13 protein-coding genes are annotated in these 14,332 nt (G+C 45.6%); 11 read left to right on the top strand and 2 right to left on the bottom strand.

Going from position 1 to position 14,332, the window contains the following annotated elements:
- Positions 1-130: 130 nt before the first annotated feature.
- Entirely contained in the window at positions 131-778 is a 648-nt protein-coding gene (locus tag M3661_RS24100; RefSeq protein WP_065293865.1) for an NAD(P)/FAD-dependent oxidoreductase, read from the top strand.
- Between the two features lie 153 nt (positions 779-931).
- On the opposite strand, the gene M3661_RS24105 is transcribed toward M3661_RS24100, so the two are convergent.
- Positions 932-1,933, bottom strand: a complete 1,002-nt coding sequence (locus M3661_RS24105; protein ID WP_251489313.1) for a cation diffusion facilitator family transporter — start codon at positions 1,931-1,933, stop codon at positions 932-934.
- 259 nt (positions 1,934-2,192) lie between these two features.
- On the opposite strand from M3661_RS24105, the gene M3661_RS24110 reads away from it, so the two are divergent.
- From M3661_RS24110 to M3661_RS24130, 5 genes are all read left to right on the top strand, one after another.
- The gene (locus M3661_RS24110) at positions 2,193-3,254 is read left to right on the top strand and encodes a suppressor of fused domain protein (RefSeq protein ID WP_251489315.1); all 1,062 of its coding nucleotides are present in this window, start codon (positions 2,193-2,195) and stop codon (positions 3,252-3,254) included.
- 42 nt (positions 3,255-3,296) lie between these two features.
- Positions 3,297-4,598, top strand: coding sequence for a WD40 repeat domain-containing protein (locus M3661_RS24115; protein ID WP_251489316.1), 1,302 nt, complete (start codon positions 3,297-3,299; stop codon positions 4,596-4,598).
- A 177-nt stretch (positions 4,599-4,775) separates the two neighbouring features.
- Entirely contained in the window at positions 4,776-5,354 is a 579-nt protein-coding gene (locus tag M3661_RS24120; RefSeq protein ID WP_251489319.1) for a DNA-3-methyladenine glycosylase I, read from the top strand.
- Positions 5,355-5,432: 78 nt separating this feature from the next.
- Positions 5,433-6,392: an AAA family ATPase gene (locus M3661_RS24125; protein WP_251489321.1), complete on the top strand. Its 960-nt coding sequence runs from the start codon at positions 5,433-5,435 to the stop codon at positions 6,390-6,392.
- Positions 6,393-6,406: 14 nt separating this feature from the next.
- Positions 6,407-7,042, top strand: a complete 636-nt coding sequence (locus tag M3661_RS24130) for an RNA ligase family protein (RefSeq protein ID WP_251489323.1) — start codon at positions 6,407-6,409, stop codon at positions 7,040-7,042.
- Between the two features lie 164 nt (positions 7,043-7,206).
- On the opposite strand, the gene M3661_RS24135 is transcribed toward M3661_RS24130, so the two are convergent.
- Positions 7,207-7,953, bottom strand: coding sequence for a MerR family transcriptional regulator (locus M3661_RS24135; RefSeq protein WP_251489325.1), 747 nt, complete (start codon positions 7,951-7,953; stop codon positions 7,207-7,209).
- Positions 7,954-8,040: 87 nt separating this feature from the next.
- Between M3661_RS24135 and M3661_RS24140 the strand changes: the two genes are divergently transcribed.
- The 5 genes from M3661_RS24140 to M3661_RS24160 all read left to right on the top strand — a co-directional run bounded on the left by M3661_RS24140 (position 8,041) and on the right by M3661_RS24160 (position 14,268).
- The gene (locus tag M3661_RS24140) at positions 8,041-8,742 is read left to right on the top strand and encodes a CPBP family intramembrane glutamic endopeptidase (RefSeq protein ID WP_251489327.1); all 702 of its coding nucleotides are present in this window, start codon (positions 8,041-8,043) and stop codon (positions 8,740-8,742) included.
- 206 nt (positions 8,743-8,948) lie between these two features.
- The gene (locus M3661_RS24145) at positions 8,949-9,734 is read left to right on the top strand and encodes an alpha/beta fold hydrolase (protein ID WP_083189234.1); all 786 of its coding nucleotides are present in this window, start codon (positions 8,949-8,951) and stop codon (positions 9,732-9,734) included.
- 441 nt (positions 9,735-10,175) lie between these two features.
- The gene (locus tag M3661_RS24150; protein WP_021262764.1) at positions 10,176-10,673 is read left to right on the top strand and encodes a MarR family winged helix-turn-helix transcriptional regulator; all 498 of its coding nucleotides are present in this window, start codon (positions 10,176-10,178) and stop codon (positions 10,671-10,673) included.
- The gene (locus M3661_RS24155) at positions 10,670-12,397 is read left to right on the top strand and encodes an ABC transporter ATP-binding protein (protein ID WP_251489329.1); all 1,728 of its coding nucleotides are present in this window, start codon (positions 10,670-10,672) and stop codon (positions 12,395-12,397) included. Before M3661_RS24150 ends, M3661_RS24155 begins: the two co-directional genes overlap by 4 nt.
- On the top strand, positions 12,394-14,268 hold the full coding sequence (locus tag M3661_RS24160; RefSeq protein ID WP_251489331.1) for an ABC transporter ATP-binding protein: 1,875 nt from the start codon (positions 12,394-12,396) through the stop codon (positions 14,266-14,268). The genes M3661_RS24155 and M3661_RS24160 overlap by 4 nt, the downstream gene beginning before the upstream one ends.
- Positions 14,269-14,332 lie beyond the last annotated feature (64 nt).

The raw sequence follows: 14,332 nt of genomic DNA on the forward strand, positions 1-14,332 counted from the left end.
CGGGCAAAGCATGCTCGCTTTTTTTATTGGCTGTACAGGGAGTAACCCATTGACTATATACTATAGGGGGGTATACTATATAAGTAACAAAACACGAACATACGCCCTAAGTATATAGAGGAGGGATCGGATGTCACATCTTGCGAAATTTGCAGTAACTCCCGGTTTTGAGGAAGGAGGAAGTCTTTTTACGCCTAAGCAGTTGTCACTGCTTGGTTCTATTGTAGGCAACAAGGCAAAGATCGAGTTGACTACCTTCAAACAACTCTATGTCGAAATGGAAGAAGAGCGGATGGATGAGGTACAGCAGCGGTTGAAGGAAGTAGGGTTAGAGATCTATCCAGCAGGCTTCTACACCAAGAGCTTGATTACCTGTAATTTCTGCAGAGGATCAGAAGACACGAATATGGAGCTTGCCAAGCAGTTGAATGAAGTGATAGCCGGAATCGAGGTTCCCTACCCGATCCGGGTAGGCTACTCTGGATGTGCACTCGGAACAGGAGAACCGCTGCTGAAGGATATCGGGATTGTGAAAATGAAGGATGTATTCGATATATACATTGGCGGAGAGCCGAAAACAATCAAGCCAACCCTCGGACAATTGGCGATTTCCGGAGTGACGGCGGAGCAGTTAATCCCATGCGTCACCCGAATGATCGATTTCTTTCAAGCGAATGGCAAGAAGAAGGAGAAATACGCTAAGTTTATTCAACGGATGTCGATCGAAAAGATTATCGAAGAAGCTGTAAGAACCGAAAGCAAAAATGAATCAAGTTAACCTTGCACGCTAGGGAAGATCTGCATGTATATGATATCGTTTATCGTTCTGATAACCTTTTATTTATAGTTGAATGATGCTTCATACACTTGTGTATAAAAAAGAGCGGTCGGATCAAGAATCTTCTTGAATCATACCGCTCTTGTATATGGATTATGAGAATTCGTTCAACGCTTCAGGCGTCCAGTCCGTAACCCCGTTATCCTCTAAAACACCCAAAATAACGTCTGTAATATCTGGATCCGCCATCAGCTTGTCTTGAACGCGGAAAATAATATCATCAGCGTCGGCTAAGGTTAAGCCCTTGCGCAGTTCGATCATCGCATCGACGTGATAATAGCGCCCTTCCTGCGTAATTCGCAAATCATTAATATCCGTAACGTCTGAGTCAGCAAGAATAAGGAAAGCTACCTTCTCCGCAACATCGCGAGGAGCTGCGACCCCGATAAGTCCAACCATATTGTCATACCCGACTCGAAAAGCAACGCCAATCATTAATATCCCGATTAGAAGCGTCGCAATTCCATCCAAAGCCTTAAATGCTGTCAAGGAAGTGACGACAACTGCGCTCATGGCCAATAAGGCACCCGTAACAGCAACCAGGTCTTCATAAAATACCAAGCGAGTGGGTGGTGCAGAACGACTAACATGCTTAAATGAAGCGGGGATAAATGCAATACCTTTTGTTTCAACTCTTGCTTCCTTCGTAATTTCCTTCATCGCTTTGAGCAAAATAGCTCCATCAACAACTAAATTGAATATTAATGCCGCGATATTTATCCAGAACGCCCCACTGCTCGCTTGTACGGGGTGCTGAAGTAAATGCAGGCCCTCACGTATCGTCTCGTAGGCCATAATCGTTACAACGATAACAGCCACCATACAAAAGAGGTTGATGACTCGACCGAATCCAGTAGGGAATTGGCGAGTGGGCTTCTTCTCCGCAAGTATACTGCCGACGAATACAAAGCCTTGATTCACGCTGTCCGCCAGAGAATGCATGGAAGATGCGAACATCGCTCCACTGCCGCTCATTGCAGCACCTGCGCCTTTTGCAGCCGCAATAATGGCATTGCCTATCATTGCAATTGCAGAGGACTTATTTCCTTTCTTAATAAGCTGTAATACCGTTTCTCGTTCCGATTCGGGATCCATTGCTTCCTCCTAAAATGATGAATAAGATAACTGAAATTGTTACCTAAGCTTACTAATTTTATTACAAGAAGCTAAATGCAATCAATTATTAATACGATTAAATCAAAAATAGTTTCAAGATTTCATTTTTGCTTCTATCATTGATATAATTACCAGGATAGGAGATTGATAGAATTACAGCAACAGAGCGTGTCCGCAGTAAGCTGTTTGTTCGTATTACCAATTTACATAGATTGAGCCTTTGGGGAGGGAACGGTACATGAACCAAGAAGCAAGCACCGCCGGATGGGATGCAATTGATCAAGCAGTCACAGCAATTTATGGCGAGCAGGAGCCTAAGCATTACGGCACGATCATTTCATATGCTCTGGGTGGACATGACCCCTTGGATGGATTAAGTGCATACAAGGCGGATTTTCCATACCCGCATTGGCATTTTGTAACCTATGGTTTTTCAGAACTTTATGATAAAGAATTAGACGATGAAGAATGTAGCGGATACGGGTTTGAACTTACATTCAGACTGGTTAGGCAGGCTGAGGATGAGGAACCTCCCGCATGGGCGCTTAACCTACTGCAAAATATGGGGAGATACGTATTCAACTCCGGCAATGTATTTCGATCGGGAGATTATCTGGATGCGAACGGGCCGATATGCTTGGATGCAGATACCCAATTAACAGCACTCGCCTTCGCTGAAGATCCTGATTTGCATGCAATCGATACACCGAATGGCAAGGTAGAGTTCATTCAGATGGTAGGGATTACGAATGATGAGCTTGAAGCGATGCAAACTTGGAATACATTAGGCCTTTTGAATGCATCCCAAACGCACCTGCCTTATTACATTACCGATCTGGAGCGGGAGTCGCTTCTTCGCATGCCAGAAGTGGCCGAAGCTGCTGAGCGAGGAATGCAGAATGACGGTTCGAACACCGGAATCTTATTCGTTCAGCAATTAGGATGGGAATCTGGCAAGAATGGATGGTTAGGCAAGAAGCCGGCTAAGCTCCTCATCGGCGCAAAGCAGGCCGTCATAATCGGTAAGCTGCTGCAGGGGCGGATCTTGAAGCGCAAAGAACTTACACTGGTTGGACCTGAGGTTACAATCGTAATAAAATCGGGCGATCGTACTTCTCACGAAACGACGGAAAATGGGATTCAGTTGTTCGTAGATGATCGTTCGGCTGCTGAACTAAGTGCTAAGCTTGAGCCGAAGGCTGGCATGATCGAACTTGCGTCTACACAGAGCATCATCGTTCAAATTGAGATAACAGAAATTAAGGATCAAGAAGGCAACGTCGTCGAGATTATTGGATAAGGCTGACACGAGAGACATGAATGGGTATGAGGAGGAGTTGTCATGAGCTGGCTAAGAGAAGAAATTGCGATGAAGTGGCGCACAGAAGGAAAGCGGTATGCCTCGGAAATTAATGAATATGTGCGCGTCGGGATGGAAAGCAACTGGGAACAGGCACAACAAGAGCCAGGGGATGATCAGCGTTCGGGCATGGCCGCAGACATCGTTGACATGATACGGGTTGCCAATCAAGCAGGTGATACCGAACGGCTGCGACAGGAGATTCCGCCAGCATCCTGGCCAATTACACCCGATTATGAGGAGAAGCAGCAAGCTATTAAACCAATTGTCTGTCTGAATGATGGTACTGTTCTTGTGCGTACTTATGGCGGCGGCATCTATCTCATTCAACAGGATAGAATTACTGAGCTTCCTGACTTCTATCATATTGGATGCTCCTCGGACGGAAACTATTTCGCGCTTAGTAATGAACAAGGAATACGTATAATACGAGGAATCGTTACAAGCTTGGGGGAGGGCGAAGAGATTGCCGCTTGGTCCTGGCAAGTTATTCAGCAACGTATTAAGGCAATCTTGAATGATTCTGAATCTCTTGCCGATGCAGAACATCCGGCAAGCCATATTGAGGAGGCTATCCCATTCGACAATGGCTCACGTCTTCTTCTCGTAACCGATTGCGGCATCTATTTGCTTAGCAAAGACCAAGTCGAGCTGCTTCATCCTGAACTGACGGAGATGCAGCAATATGATTACGAGGATACTCACATCGATATGGTGCACGGCGCTGTGTCTCCAGATGGACGCTGGCTTGCGTACGGCAGCCAGTGCAGTGAACATCTATTGAGAGATGCAGCGAGTGGGAAGGTGTATACGTTCGAGCCGCAATCCAGTTATCCGCATTATGCGCTGTTCGCCAAGGACAGTAGCGAAGTGTGGTATAATGCATGCCATTTCTATAATGGGGCAACGATTCAAGTCCCGCTTGCAGACTTGGGGCAGCTTGATGCTGGGACAGAACACGAGTGGCCGATCATGAATGATGAGATGCGTGTATACGCCGCTGCTGCATTGACAGATGGTCATATATTGGGTGATGCCTATGGATATTTGCGCAAAATTGACAGTGAAGGTAATGAGATATGGCGATATTTTGTCGGCAGCACCTTATCCGGTATTGTCGCATCTCCAGATGAATCACGATTAGTGGTAGGCACATACGGAGGAATGCTGCATCTCATTGACTTACAGAGCGGTGTCAAGAGTGAGTACAGCATCGGTACTGCGAATATCATAGAGATTGACCGCTGGATTCTATGGCGAGATGAAGAACCGCTCCGCTGGTAGCTGAAGTAAGGTAGAAGTGCGGAAAAGTACGGCATAAAACACTCTACTGATCGAACCTGCTAACCGGTTAAGAACATGATATCCATGTTCTGCGCTAAGAGAGTTTGTAATTTGGCAGCATTACACTATAAAATCATGATGTAAAATCTCTTATTGAATAAGGAATGGTCTACAACGATGTGTAAACGATGCGCTTGGGTAAAAGAAAATGAGCCTCTATATGTGGACTACCATGACAAAGAGTGGGGAGTTCCCGTATATGACGATCGAAAGTTATTTGAAATGCTGTGCTTGGAAGGTGCGCAGGCGGGGCTCAGTTGGTGGACAATCTTGCAGAAGAGAGAACATTACCGTGAAGCCTTCGATCAATTCGAGGCAGAGAAAATCGTGCAGTACACAGAAGAGAAGCTGGAATCCTTGCTCGATGATGCAGGGATCGTTCGCAACAAATTAAAAATTCACAGTGTCGTTAAAAACGCACACGCTTTTTTACGACTCCAGAAAGAGCACGGCTCCTTCTCCACGTACATATGGAGCTTCGTCGATAACCAACCCATTGTAAACCATTGGGCGAACATCAAGGAGGTACCCGTTACAACTGACATCAGTGATCGAATGAGCAAGCAGCTTAAGAAAGACGGGTTCTCATTCGTAGGGAGCACGATTTGTTATTCCTTCATGCAGGCGGTTGGCATGGTAAATGATCATACGCTGGAATGCCTCTGCCATCCGTCACATCAAACGATTCGATCTTAGTTTTTGGATAGATGTCTGTTTGATGTATGAATAGAGGTTTCGATTATGAAAAGAGATTTGAAAGGAGGTGAGAAATCGATGAGTTCCATTCACATGCTGGCCGGCATACCGGGTAGCGGGAAGAGCCATTACGCGAAGGAGCTGTGCAAGCAGCACAGGGCTGTTCATGTAGCAACCGACTCCATACGTCAGAAGCTGTTCGGAGATGAGGCAAAGCAAAAGAATACGTATGTCGTATTTGATGAAGCGTTCTCTCAGATTGAGCAAGCATTGGTTTTTGGGCGCAATGTAGTATTCGACGCAACCAATGTCAGCCGCGAACGAAGATTGAAGTTCTTGAAGCGGTTCAGGGAGGTTCCGGTGGAATGTCATGTGTGCAGCACGCCCTATGATATCGCCATGCAGCGGGCTCAATCTAGGAAGCGTAGAATCGACGAGAGTGTAATGTCCAAGTTTGCTAAGCACTTTGAGTTTCCGGTCCTTGGTGAAGGCTTTCAACAACTTCATATCGTGCATGCTCCAGCTGACGCTATGCTTTCGCGCTCGGAGCTGGAAGAGCTGCTTGTGGATAATCCGGATCACGACGAATTGTTCAACTATTTGTCCAGCTCTCCGCATTTTCGGGTAATGGTAGGATATGATCAACAGAATCCGCATCATTCGAGAACGTTGTCCGAGCATACCTATGCGGTACTGGAATATGTACGTGCGTTCTACGAAGGGGATAACATGCTGGCAATGCAGTTCGCTGCACTGTTTCATGATGCAGGCAAGCCATTCTGCAAGGTGTGGAAGCAAAGCCGGGGATATTACTCCTATTATGGTCATGAACATGTATCCGCAGCGATCGCCTGCCATGTCCTGAAGCAAATGGGATACGACGAGGAATTTGTCCTGCAGGTCGTCAATCTAGTAAGCTTCCATATGGAGATCCTGCACGGCGGAGACACCGGAGCATCTCATATTTATCATTTGTTAGGCGATGAGATGTTGGCCCAATTGTATTTTTTTGCGGAAGCCGACACTTTCGCGAAATAAGGAGGTGAAACGACATGAAAATCAAATATCCGAAAACGATGCACCTTCCCTGGTCCAGAAGCTATACGAATGACGATAAAATCTTGCGGAATACGGATCATTTCATCGGCCGCGAGGTTGTTGTTACAGAAAAGATGGACGGGGAGAATACAACGATGTATAACAATGGCATTCACGCTCGTTCCCTGGACAGCAAGGATCATCCTTCTCGGCACATCGTCAAAATGCAGCATGGCGGCATTCAATACATGATCCCGGAAGGCTATCGATTATGCGGTGAAAATGTCTATGTGAAGCATTCGCTATCTTATACGGACTTGCCGAGTTATTTCATGCTGTTCTCGGTATGGAATGAGCAGAACATATGCCTATCTTGGGACGATACCCTCGAATGGGCTGAACAGCTTCAGCTTACTGTTGTTCCGGTGCTGTATCGGGGAATATGGGATGAGGAAGCTGTCAGGAAGTGCTATACGATGCAATCCCGCTGCGGTGGGGAACAGGAGGGCTATGTTGTTCGACTGGCGTCTGCATTTCATTATGATGCATTCAAGGAAAGTGCAGCAAAGTTTGTCCGCCGCAACCATGTGCAAACCGATGAACATTGGTTAAGCAAGCCGATCGAACCAAATGGTCTTGTGAGACAATAATCGAATTTTCGCTAATTTACAATACTAGATTTCAAGAAAGGAATGGGAATCATGTAATTGATAATAGAAGTACCGATCTATAGAGGATTTATCCTAACAACAAACTAAAAAACCAGCTTCCTCCATAAGCGGCAAGCAAGCTGGTCTGCTATCGAATACCGTATTTATTTTACCCCTGCTTTTTCTTGCTCCAAGGCATAGGTCGTGCTTCTTTCTAAGAACTCCAATACCTCATCTGATATCGGAAATAACCCCGTCTCACTGGCAGGACGTTTTCTTACTTCCCAGAACTTCTCGATTAACTCCTCATCACCCTCAAATGTGATCATCGACAGCTCATTCAGCTCAATTGCAATTTTGCAGCCTTCATCCGATTCTGGCGGGATAGACTGCTGGATACACCATTCAATCCGCCGCAGTAAGGACACATACTGTTGAGTGATTGGGTCGCTATTGCCTAGATTCGGAAGAGTCTGGCGCAAAAACTCGCTTTCTTCTTCTCCGAAGTAATCCATCCACTGCTTCGAATTCTCCGGTGCGTTCTGCACAAGACTCGATACCTTCTCCCAAGAGAGATTTCCCTCTATATCAATCATATGTATGAGTGTAGCTGTATTGGAAATACTCGTCTGCAGCGATGTTAACTGCTCCTGAAGCTGATTATAATGGGCAGTTAGGATGTGAAGGTAAGACAGCTTGTCTATCAATTGCTGAATATCCTCCAGTGGGAGCGACAATGACTTCATGAGCGTGATCTTCTCAAGTGTAAATAAATCTGCTTCCGAATAATAGCGTCGACCGTTGTCTTCCTTATGACTCGGCGTAAGCAAGCCAATCTGATCATAATAACGCAATGTTCGTACGGATACATTTCTCATCTTCGATACTTGTCCTGTTGTCCAGCGATTCATGTCAGTCCTCCTGAAAAAAGTGCTTGCAGGTTACGTAACGTCACCTAATATAGTTGAATTATAACATAGAGGATTGAGGGATGAAGATTGAAGACAACCGAGATGTGGAAGAAAAGTGATCCTTGGACTTGGCGCCAAATGCTGGCTTTGCTGGCACTGGAATTCGTATTTGTGATTTGTGTGATTAAATACCCGCTGCAGCAATTGTACGCTGATTGGTTGCAGAACACGCTATATGCGGGCACGTTGACGGGACTTACGATAGCCATAACGCTAATGCTGGGCATATATTTCGTTGCTTTACGGCCACAGAAATTGAGCTGGGCAGAAGTTGGAGTAAAGTCATTTTCGGCTAAAGATTGGTGGAGAATCATACTCTGGATACTTGCACTTATTATACTCAGCTTGGCAACCGTTTATCTTACCAGCTTTCTAGGGACTACGGTGGAGAATAGTAAAACAGAGAGCCTAAAACAGCATGTTACGTTATTTACTTTGCTGCTTGGTGTCATATCGGCAGGGATCATTTCACCAGTATATGAAGAAATCTTCTATCGCGGCTTCATCTATCGCTGGCTGCGCACACGTGTTGGAATCGGAGGAGCAACCCTTCTAAGCGCGTTAATCTTTACTGCAGCGCACTACCCGACGACAAATGCGATGCCCGTTAATTTTGTTGGCGGAGTCCTATTCGCATGGGCGTATGAACGTACGGGTTCCGTATGGCCTGGAATTCTTGTCCATGGCATAACGAATACGATTGGTGTTCTATTAACGGTGGCAGGCTGATGCTGATTTATTGTTATTTTCAACGACAAAGACAACTGTGTCTAATCACGCGGTTGTCTTTTTTTATGGAAGGAAATGTCTTGAACGTCTAACTCTGTCGTACTATTCTATACTTACTTGATGAAAATGAGCGAATTTCAACACCATGTATTCAATCCGGAAATTTGGGGAGAATCTCACCTTATAAAAAGAGGAGACGGAGCAATATGCCGCATATTACTTGCAATAATATGGACATGTTTGTCGAGCAGCTAGGCGTAGGATTTCCCGTTATTTTTCTACATAGCGGATTTTCAAGAGGGATTCTCGCATTTGCCAGCCAGATTCTTGATTTTCAAAGTAAGTATGCTTGTTATTTTCCCGACTTCCGCGGACATGGCAGAACAAGAAGTGACAGCTTGGAATGGAGTACGCCGCAGCATGCTGAGGACATCATTGCACTCATGAATCGATTAGGGATTCAACAGGCGCATCTGATCGGCTACGGCATGGGAGGAGGGGTCGGCTTGTATTGTGCGATTCACCATCCTGATCGTGTAACTTCGTTAACTTCAATTGGTCAGAGCGGGTATGTTGCTTCGTATGGATCTGAGGAATTTGAACCGGAGTGGCTGCTTGAGAATGATGGCCATGCATTTATCCGGCTAATGGAAGATAGACATAGAGATGCACATAAGGGTAACTGGCAGGAATTTTTGCGCCAAAAGCTTAAAGATTGGCGAACGTATCCACAGTTAAGTGAAGAACAATTCAGAGGCATAAGTTGTCCTACCTTGTTCATTGCTGGTCAGCATGATCCCTATGCACCAGAAGAAGATGTAATGAAAGTGACTACTCTTATTCCCAATTCACGATACGTCATTATAGAGGGAGCAAGTCATCGCCCCCATATGATTCGTGAACAGCCTATCTTCGTAAACGATACTATTTTGTCGTTCTTGGAAGAAGTAGGACGTGCGAATGAACAAGCAAGTGTAGTATGCCACACATAGTCATGTACGATGAGAAAGTGGGCATATGTGAGTTTGTTATCTTTCTGCATAGCGGCTATTCCCGCGGCATATTGGCATTTTCAAGTCAGATGTTGGATTTCCAAAAACAATTTCGTAAATGATGTGACTCATCAATATTTGTCCAATCGAATCCGTACAGGTGATTATTCTGACGAACCTCGTCCAGCTTTGGGCGGGGTTTTTGTATACTTCCTAACAGTGATTACCGACTCTAAGAAGGGGGGGGGAAGGAGTTAATCATGCTTTATTTGTAAACAGAATGACTGAGAACATGGAAGGATCTGAATTTGACATCATCTATTTTAGAGGTATATAATTCAGTAATAAAATAATAGGTAACCTAATTATTTGATTATCTAATAGTTAGCTAACCTAATATAGAGATGAAACGTGTTCTAGAATCTATGAGGTGATGCGGAAATGTTCGATCCAGATACAACGGCGTATAAGCTCGTCCAATCGTTCATGCGATTCAATCGGGCCGAGTGGAATCAACGGATGTCAGCAGGCAAGAAGCGCAGTGAGATGATGATGCTGTTCTGCATCAAGCGCCATGCGCAAGAGGGAGAGCCGGCTATGCGGGTATCCGACATCAGCAACCATCTGCGGCTCACTTCTCCGACGGTTACTCAGACCTTGAATGTGTTGGAGAAGAAGGGACTTGTGGAGAGGTTTATGGATAAGGAAGACAGGCGTGCCGTTCGAGTACAACTGACCGAAGAGGGATTGAAGACAACAGAAGAAGGTCAGAAACAATTCGAGGAACAGATTAACGGGCTGATTCAGCATCTAGGTGAGGAGGATAGCCTTCATCTCGCGGATTTGTTAAAGAAAGTATACGAATACTATGACATCCGCAGCCAACAACGAGAAAAAGAAAAGACACATGATGATGGAGATGGAGTTGAGGAAGCATGATAAAGTTGTTTCGGTATTTGAAACCATACCGAGTGCCGATAGGCGTCATATTAGCGCTTGTCTTTGTACAATCGCTGTCGGAGCTATATTTGCCGACACTCATGTCTGATATTGTAAACTTCGGGATTTCAAAAGGAGATGTCCCGTACATTTGGAAAATTGGCGGTCTCATGCTGGCGGTAGCAATCGGAGGAACAATCTGTGCGATTGTGAGCAGTTATTTGTCAGCCAAGGTTGCAATGGGGTATGGAAAATTAATGCGCGGCAAGGTATTTAACCACGTTCAGCATTTTTCCTTGCAGGAGTTCGACAACATTGGTACTGCTTCGCTTATTACGCGTACGACCAATGACATTACACAAGTACAACAGGTGCTTGTCATGATTCTTCGCATGATGATCAGCGCTCCGATGATGTGTATCGGCGGGATTATTATGGCCGTTAATAAAGATGCCAAGCTAACGTTAGTGCTAGCCGTTGTTATCCCAATCTTGGCACTTGCAATCTTTCTCGTAGCTAGTAAAGGGATTCCCTTGTTCAAGGCGCAGCAGAAGAAGCTCGATAAGCTGAACCAAGTGCTTCGCGAAAGCTTGATTGGTATTCGGGTAATTCGTTCCTTCAATCGCACCGAGCATGAGAAGGATCGTTTCAACGAAGCCAATACAGACCTAACACAGACAGCGGTAAAGGTAAACCGCATTATGGCATCGCTAATGCCAGTCATTATGCTTGCCTTTAACTTCTCGACTCTTGCGATTATTTGGTTCGGAACAGATCGAATTAATGCAGGCAGCATGCAGGTTGGTGATCTGATGGCATTTATCCAATATGCGGCTCAGATTATGTTCTCTCTTGTTATGGTATCGATCATTTTCGTTATGATACCGCGCGCCTCCGCATCTGCCACACGAATTAACGAGGTGCTTGACATGGAACCAGTCATTCGTGATCAGGATCATGTAAAGAAAGCGGAAGGACTTCGCGGATACATTGAGTTTGATCGCGTGACGTTCAGCTATCCGGGTGCAGAGAATCCAGCATTGTCCAATATCTCATTTAGCGCCCGCCCTGGAGAGACGACGGCCATTATTGGCGGTACAGGTTCCGGTAAATCTACGATGCTGAATCTCATTCCGCGATTCTATGACATTGATAGTGGGCGCATCCTGATTGATGGTGTAGATGCCAGAGAGTTATCTCAGGAGGGCTTGCGAGAGAAGATTGGGTACGTGCCGCAGAAGGCCGTACTATTCTCAGGCACAATTGCAGATAATATTCGCTATGGCAAGCAGGATGCGACCGATGAGGAATTGCAGCATGCAGCAGTAGTTGCGCAAGCTGCTGATTTCATTGCAGCTATGCCGGAAGGATACGATTCAGCTATTTCCCAAGGGGGAACGAACGTATCAGGCGGCCAGAAGCAGCGCTTGTCCATTGCGCGGGCACTTGTGCGCAAGCCTGAAATTTATCTCTTTGATGACAGCTTCTCCGCTCTAGACTTCAAAACAGATGCCAAGCTGCGGACAGCATTAAAAGGAGAAACAACTAACGCAACTGTAATTATCGTCGCACAGCGTGTAAGTACGGTGAAGGACGCTGATCAGATTATTGTGCTGGAGGAAGGACGAATCGCAGATATTGGCACGCATCAAGAACTGCTGAAATCTAGTGAAGTGTATCGTGAGATTGTATCCTCGCAGCTGTCGGAGGAGGAGATCGCATGAGTGAAAAAAATAAAGCAGCGAATTCCGGCCGTAAGCATGGTGGCGGTGGACCGATGGGGCCGGGGATGATGATGCCGGGTGAGAAGGCCAAGGACTTCAAGGGTACCTTACGCAGGCTTCTCGGTTATTTGAAACCGAGCCGAACCAAGCTCTTCATCATCTTTTTGATGGCTATACTCAGTACCATATTTTCAATCGTCAGTCCTAAAATTATGGGTAAAGCAACAACCAAGCTGTTTGAATTCACAATGGCGAAGTTCAACGGACTCCCAGCTGCCATGGACTTTGACTTTATTACTAATATCCTACTGCTGCTTGTTGGCTTATACCTGTTCAGTGCGTTTTTCAGTTATATACAGCAATATTTGATGGCAGGTGTAGCGCAAAAAATTGTGTATGACATGCGCCAGCAGGTCAATGATAAGCTGAATCGTCTGCCGCTCAAGTACTTTGACGGACGCACGCATGGCGAGATTCTAAGCAGAGTTACGAACGACGTAGACAACATAAGTACAACGTTACAACAAAGCTTAACGCAGTTAATTACATCGATTATTACGATAATTGGCGTCATCGTGATGATGTTGACCATCAGCCCGCTGTTAACCCTAATCTGTATGCTGACATTGCCGCTCAGTGCGATCGTGATTAAAATGGTGGCATCACGTTCCCAAAAACACTTTATGGGACAGCAAAAATCACTTGGTGAGCTAAACGGTCATGTAGAAGAAATGTATACGGGGCATAATATTGTCAAAGCGTTCGGCCATGAGGAAAAATCACTCGAAGATTTTAACGAGGTTAATGAACGCTTGTACGAATCGGGATGGAAGGCACAATTTATTTCCGGCATGATTATGCCGCTAATGAACTTCATTGGCAATATCGGATATGTTCTTATCTGCGTGGTAGGCGGATTGCTCGTAACGAAGAAATCGATCGAGATCGGTGATATTCAAGCATTCATTCAATACGCTCGTCAATTCACGCAGCCGATTGCTCAGACAGCCAACATTGCGAACGTCATTCAATCGACCATTGCATCGGCAGAGCGGGTGTTCGAGGTGCTTGATGAGGTAGAAGAGGTTCCAGAAGCTACGAAGCCAGTTGAAATCGCACATCCAGTCGGTCAAGTGGAATTCGAGCATGTACAATTCGGATATAAGGAAGACGAGTTGCTCATTACAGATATGAACATCCACGTAAAACCAGGACAAATGATTGCGATTGTAGGCCCTACTGGAGCAGGGAAGACGACGCTCATTAACCTGCTGATGCGCTTCTATGAAATTAATGGCGGCGCCATCAAGATCGATGGCGTGGATATAACCGACATGGAACGCAGCAGTCTGCGGTCGATGTTCGGTATGGTGCTTCAGGATACATGGCTCTTCAATGGTACCATTCGTGAAAATATCGCGTATGGCCGGGAAGGAGCTTCGGAAGCGGAGATTGTACGCACAGCGAAGGCAGCGCACGCCGATCATTTTATCCGTACGCTGCCGAAGGGATATGATACGGTTCTGAATGAAGAGGCCTCCAACATTTCACAAGGTCAGAAGCAGCTCCTTACCATCGCGCGCGCGATTCTTGCGAATCCATCCATTCTTATCTTGGATGAAGCAACGAGCAGTGTCGATACACGTACCGAGGTTCATATTCAGAGAGCCATGAATGAACTGATGAAGGGGAGAACGAGCTTCGTCATTGCCCATCGCTTATCGACTATACGCAATGCGGATCTGATCCTCGTGATGAACAAAGGTACCGTAATTGAACAAGGATCACACGATCAACTGATCGAACAAAAAGGCTTCTACGCTGATCTATATAATAGTCAATTCGAGGAATCAACACCAGAAGCAATTTAAAATCTATAGCCTAAGTATGACGTTCCATGATGGATCAACATACTTGGGCTTTTTATTTGCAAAT

This window comes from Paenibacillus sp. MER 180 (genome assembly GCF_023713665.1).
In the GTDB taxonomy this organism is placed as follows: Bacteria; Bacillota; Bacilli; order Paenibacillales; family Paenibacillaceae; genus Paenibacillus_B; species Paenibacillus_B suaedae.

Excerpts from the sequence above, each read along its gene's own strand:
- M3661_RS24150 (WP_021262764.1), top strand. The coding sequence starts at position 10,176 with ATGTTCGATCCAGATACAACGGCGTATAAGCTCGTCCAATCGTTCATG.
- M3661_RS24135 (WP_251489325.1), bottom strand. The coding sequence starts at position 7,953 with ATGAATCGCTGGACAACAGGACAAGTATCGAAGATGAGAAATGTATCC.
- M3661_RS24105 (WP_251489313.1), bottom strand. The coding sequence starts at position 1,933 with ATGGATCCCGAATCGGAACGAGAAACGGTATTACAGCTTATTAAGAAA.
- M3661_RS24125 (WP_251489321.1), top strand. The coding sequence starts at position 5,433 with ATGAGTTCCATTCACATGCTGGCCGGCATACCGGGTAGCGGGAAGAGC.
- M3661_RS24115 (WP_251489316.1), top strand. The coding sequence starts at position 3,297 with ATGAGCTGGCTAAGAGAAGAAATTGCGATGAAGTGGCGCACAGAAGGA.
- M3661_RS24110 (WP_251489315.1), top strand. The coding sequence starts at position 2,193 with ATGAACCAAGAAGCAAGCACCGCCGGATGGGATGCAATTGATCAAGCA.
- M3661_RS24100 (WP_065293865.1), top strand. The coding sequence starts at position 131 with ATGTCACATCTTGCGAAATTTGCAGTAACTCCCGGTTTTGAGGAAGGA.
- M3661_RS24155 (WP_251489329.1), top strand. The coding sequence starts at position 10,670 with ATGATAAAGTTGTTTCGGTATTTGAAACCATACCGAGTGCCGATAGGC.
- M3661_RS24130 (WP_251489323.1), top strand. The coding sequence starts at position 6,407 with ATGAAAATCAAATATCCGAAAACGATGCACCTTCCCTGGTCCAGAAGC.
- M3661_RS24145 (WP_083189234.1), top strand. The coding sequence starts at position 8,949 with ATGCCGCATATTACTTGCAATAATATGGACATGTTTGTCGAGCAGCTA.
- M3661_RS24120 (WP_251489319.1), top strand. The coding sequence starts at position 4,776 with ATGTGTAAACGATGCGCTTGGGTAAAAGAAAATGAGCCTCTATATGTG.
- M3661_RS24160 (WP_251489331.1), top strand. The coding sequence starts at position 12,394 with ATGAGTGAAAAAAATAAAGCAGCGAATTCCGGCCGTAAGCATGGTGGC.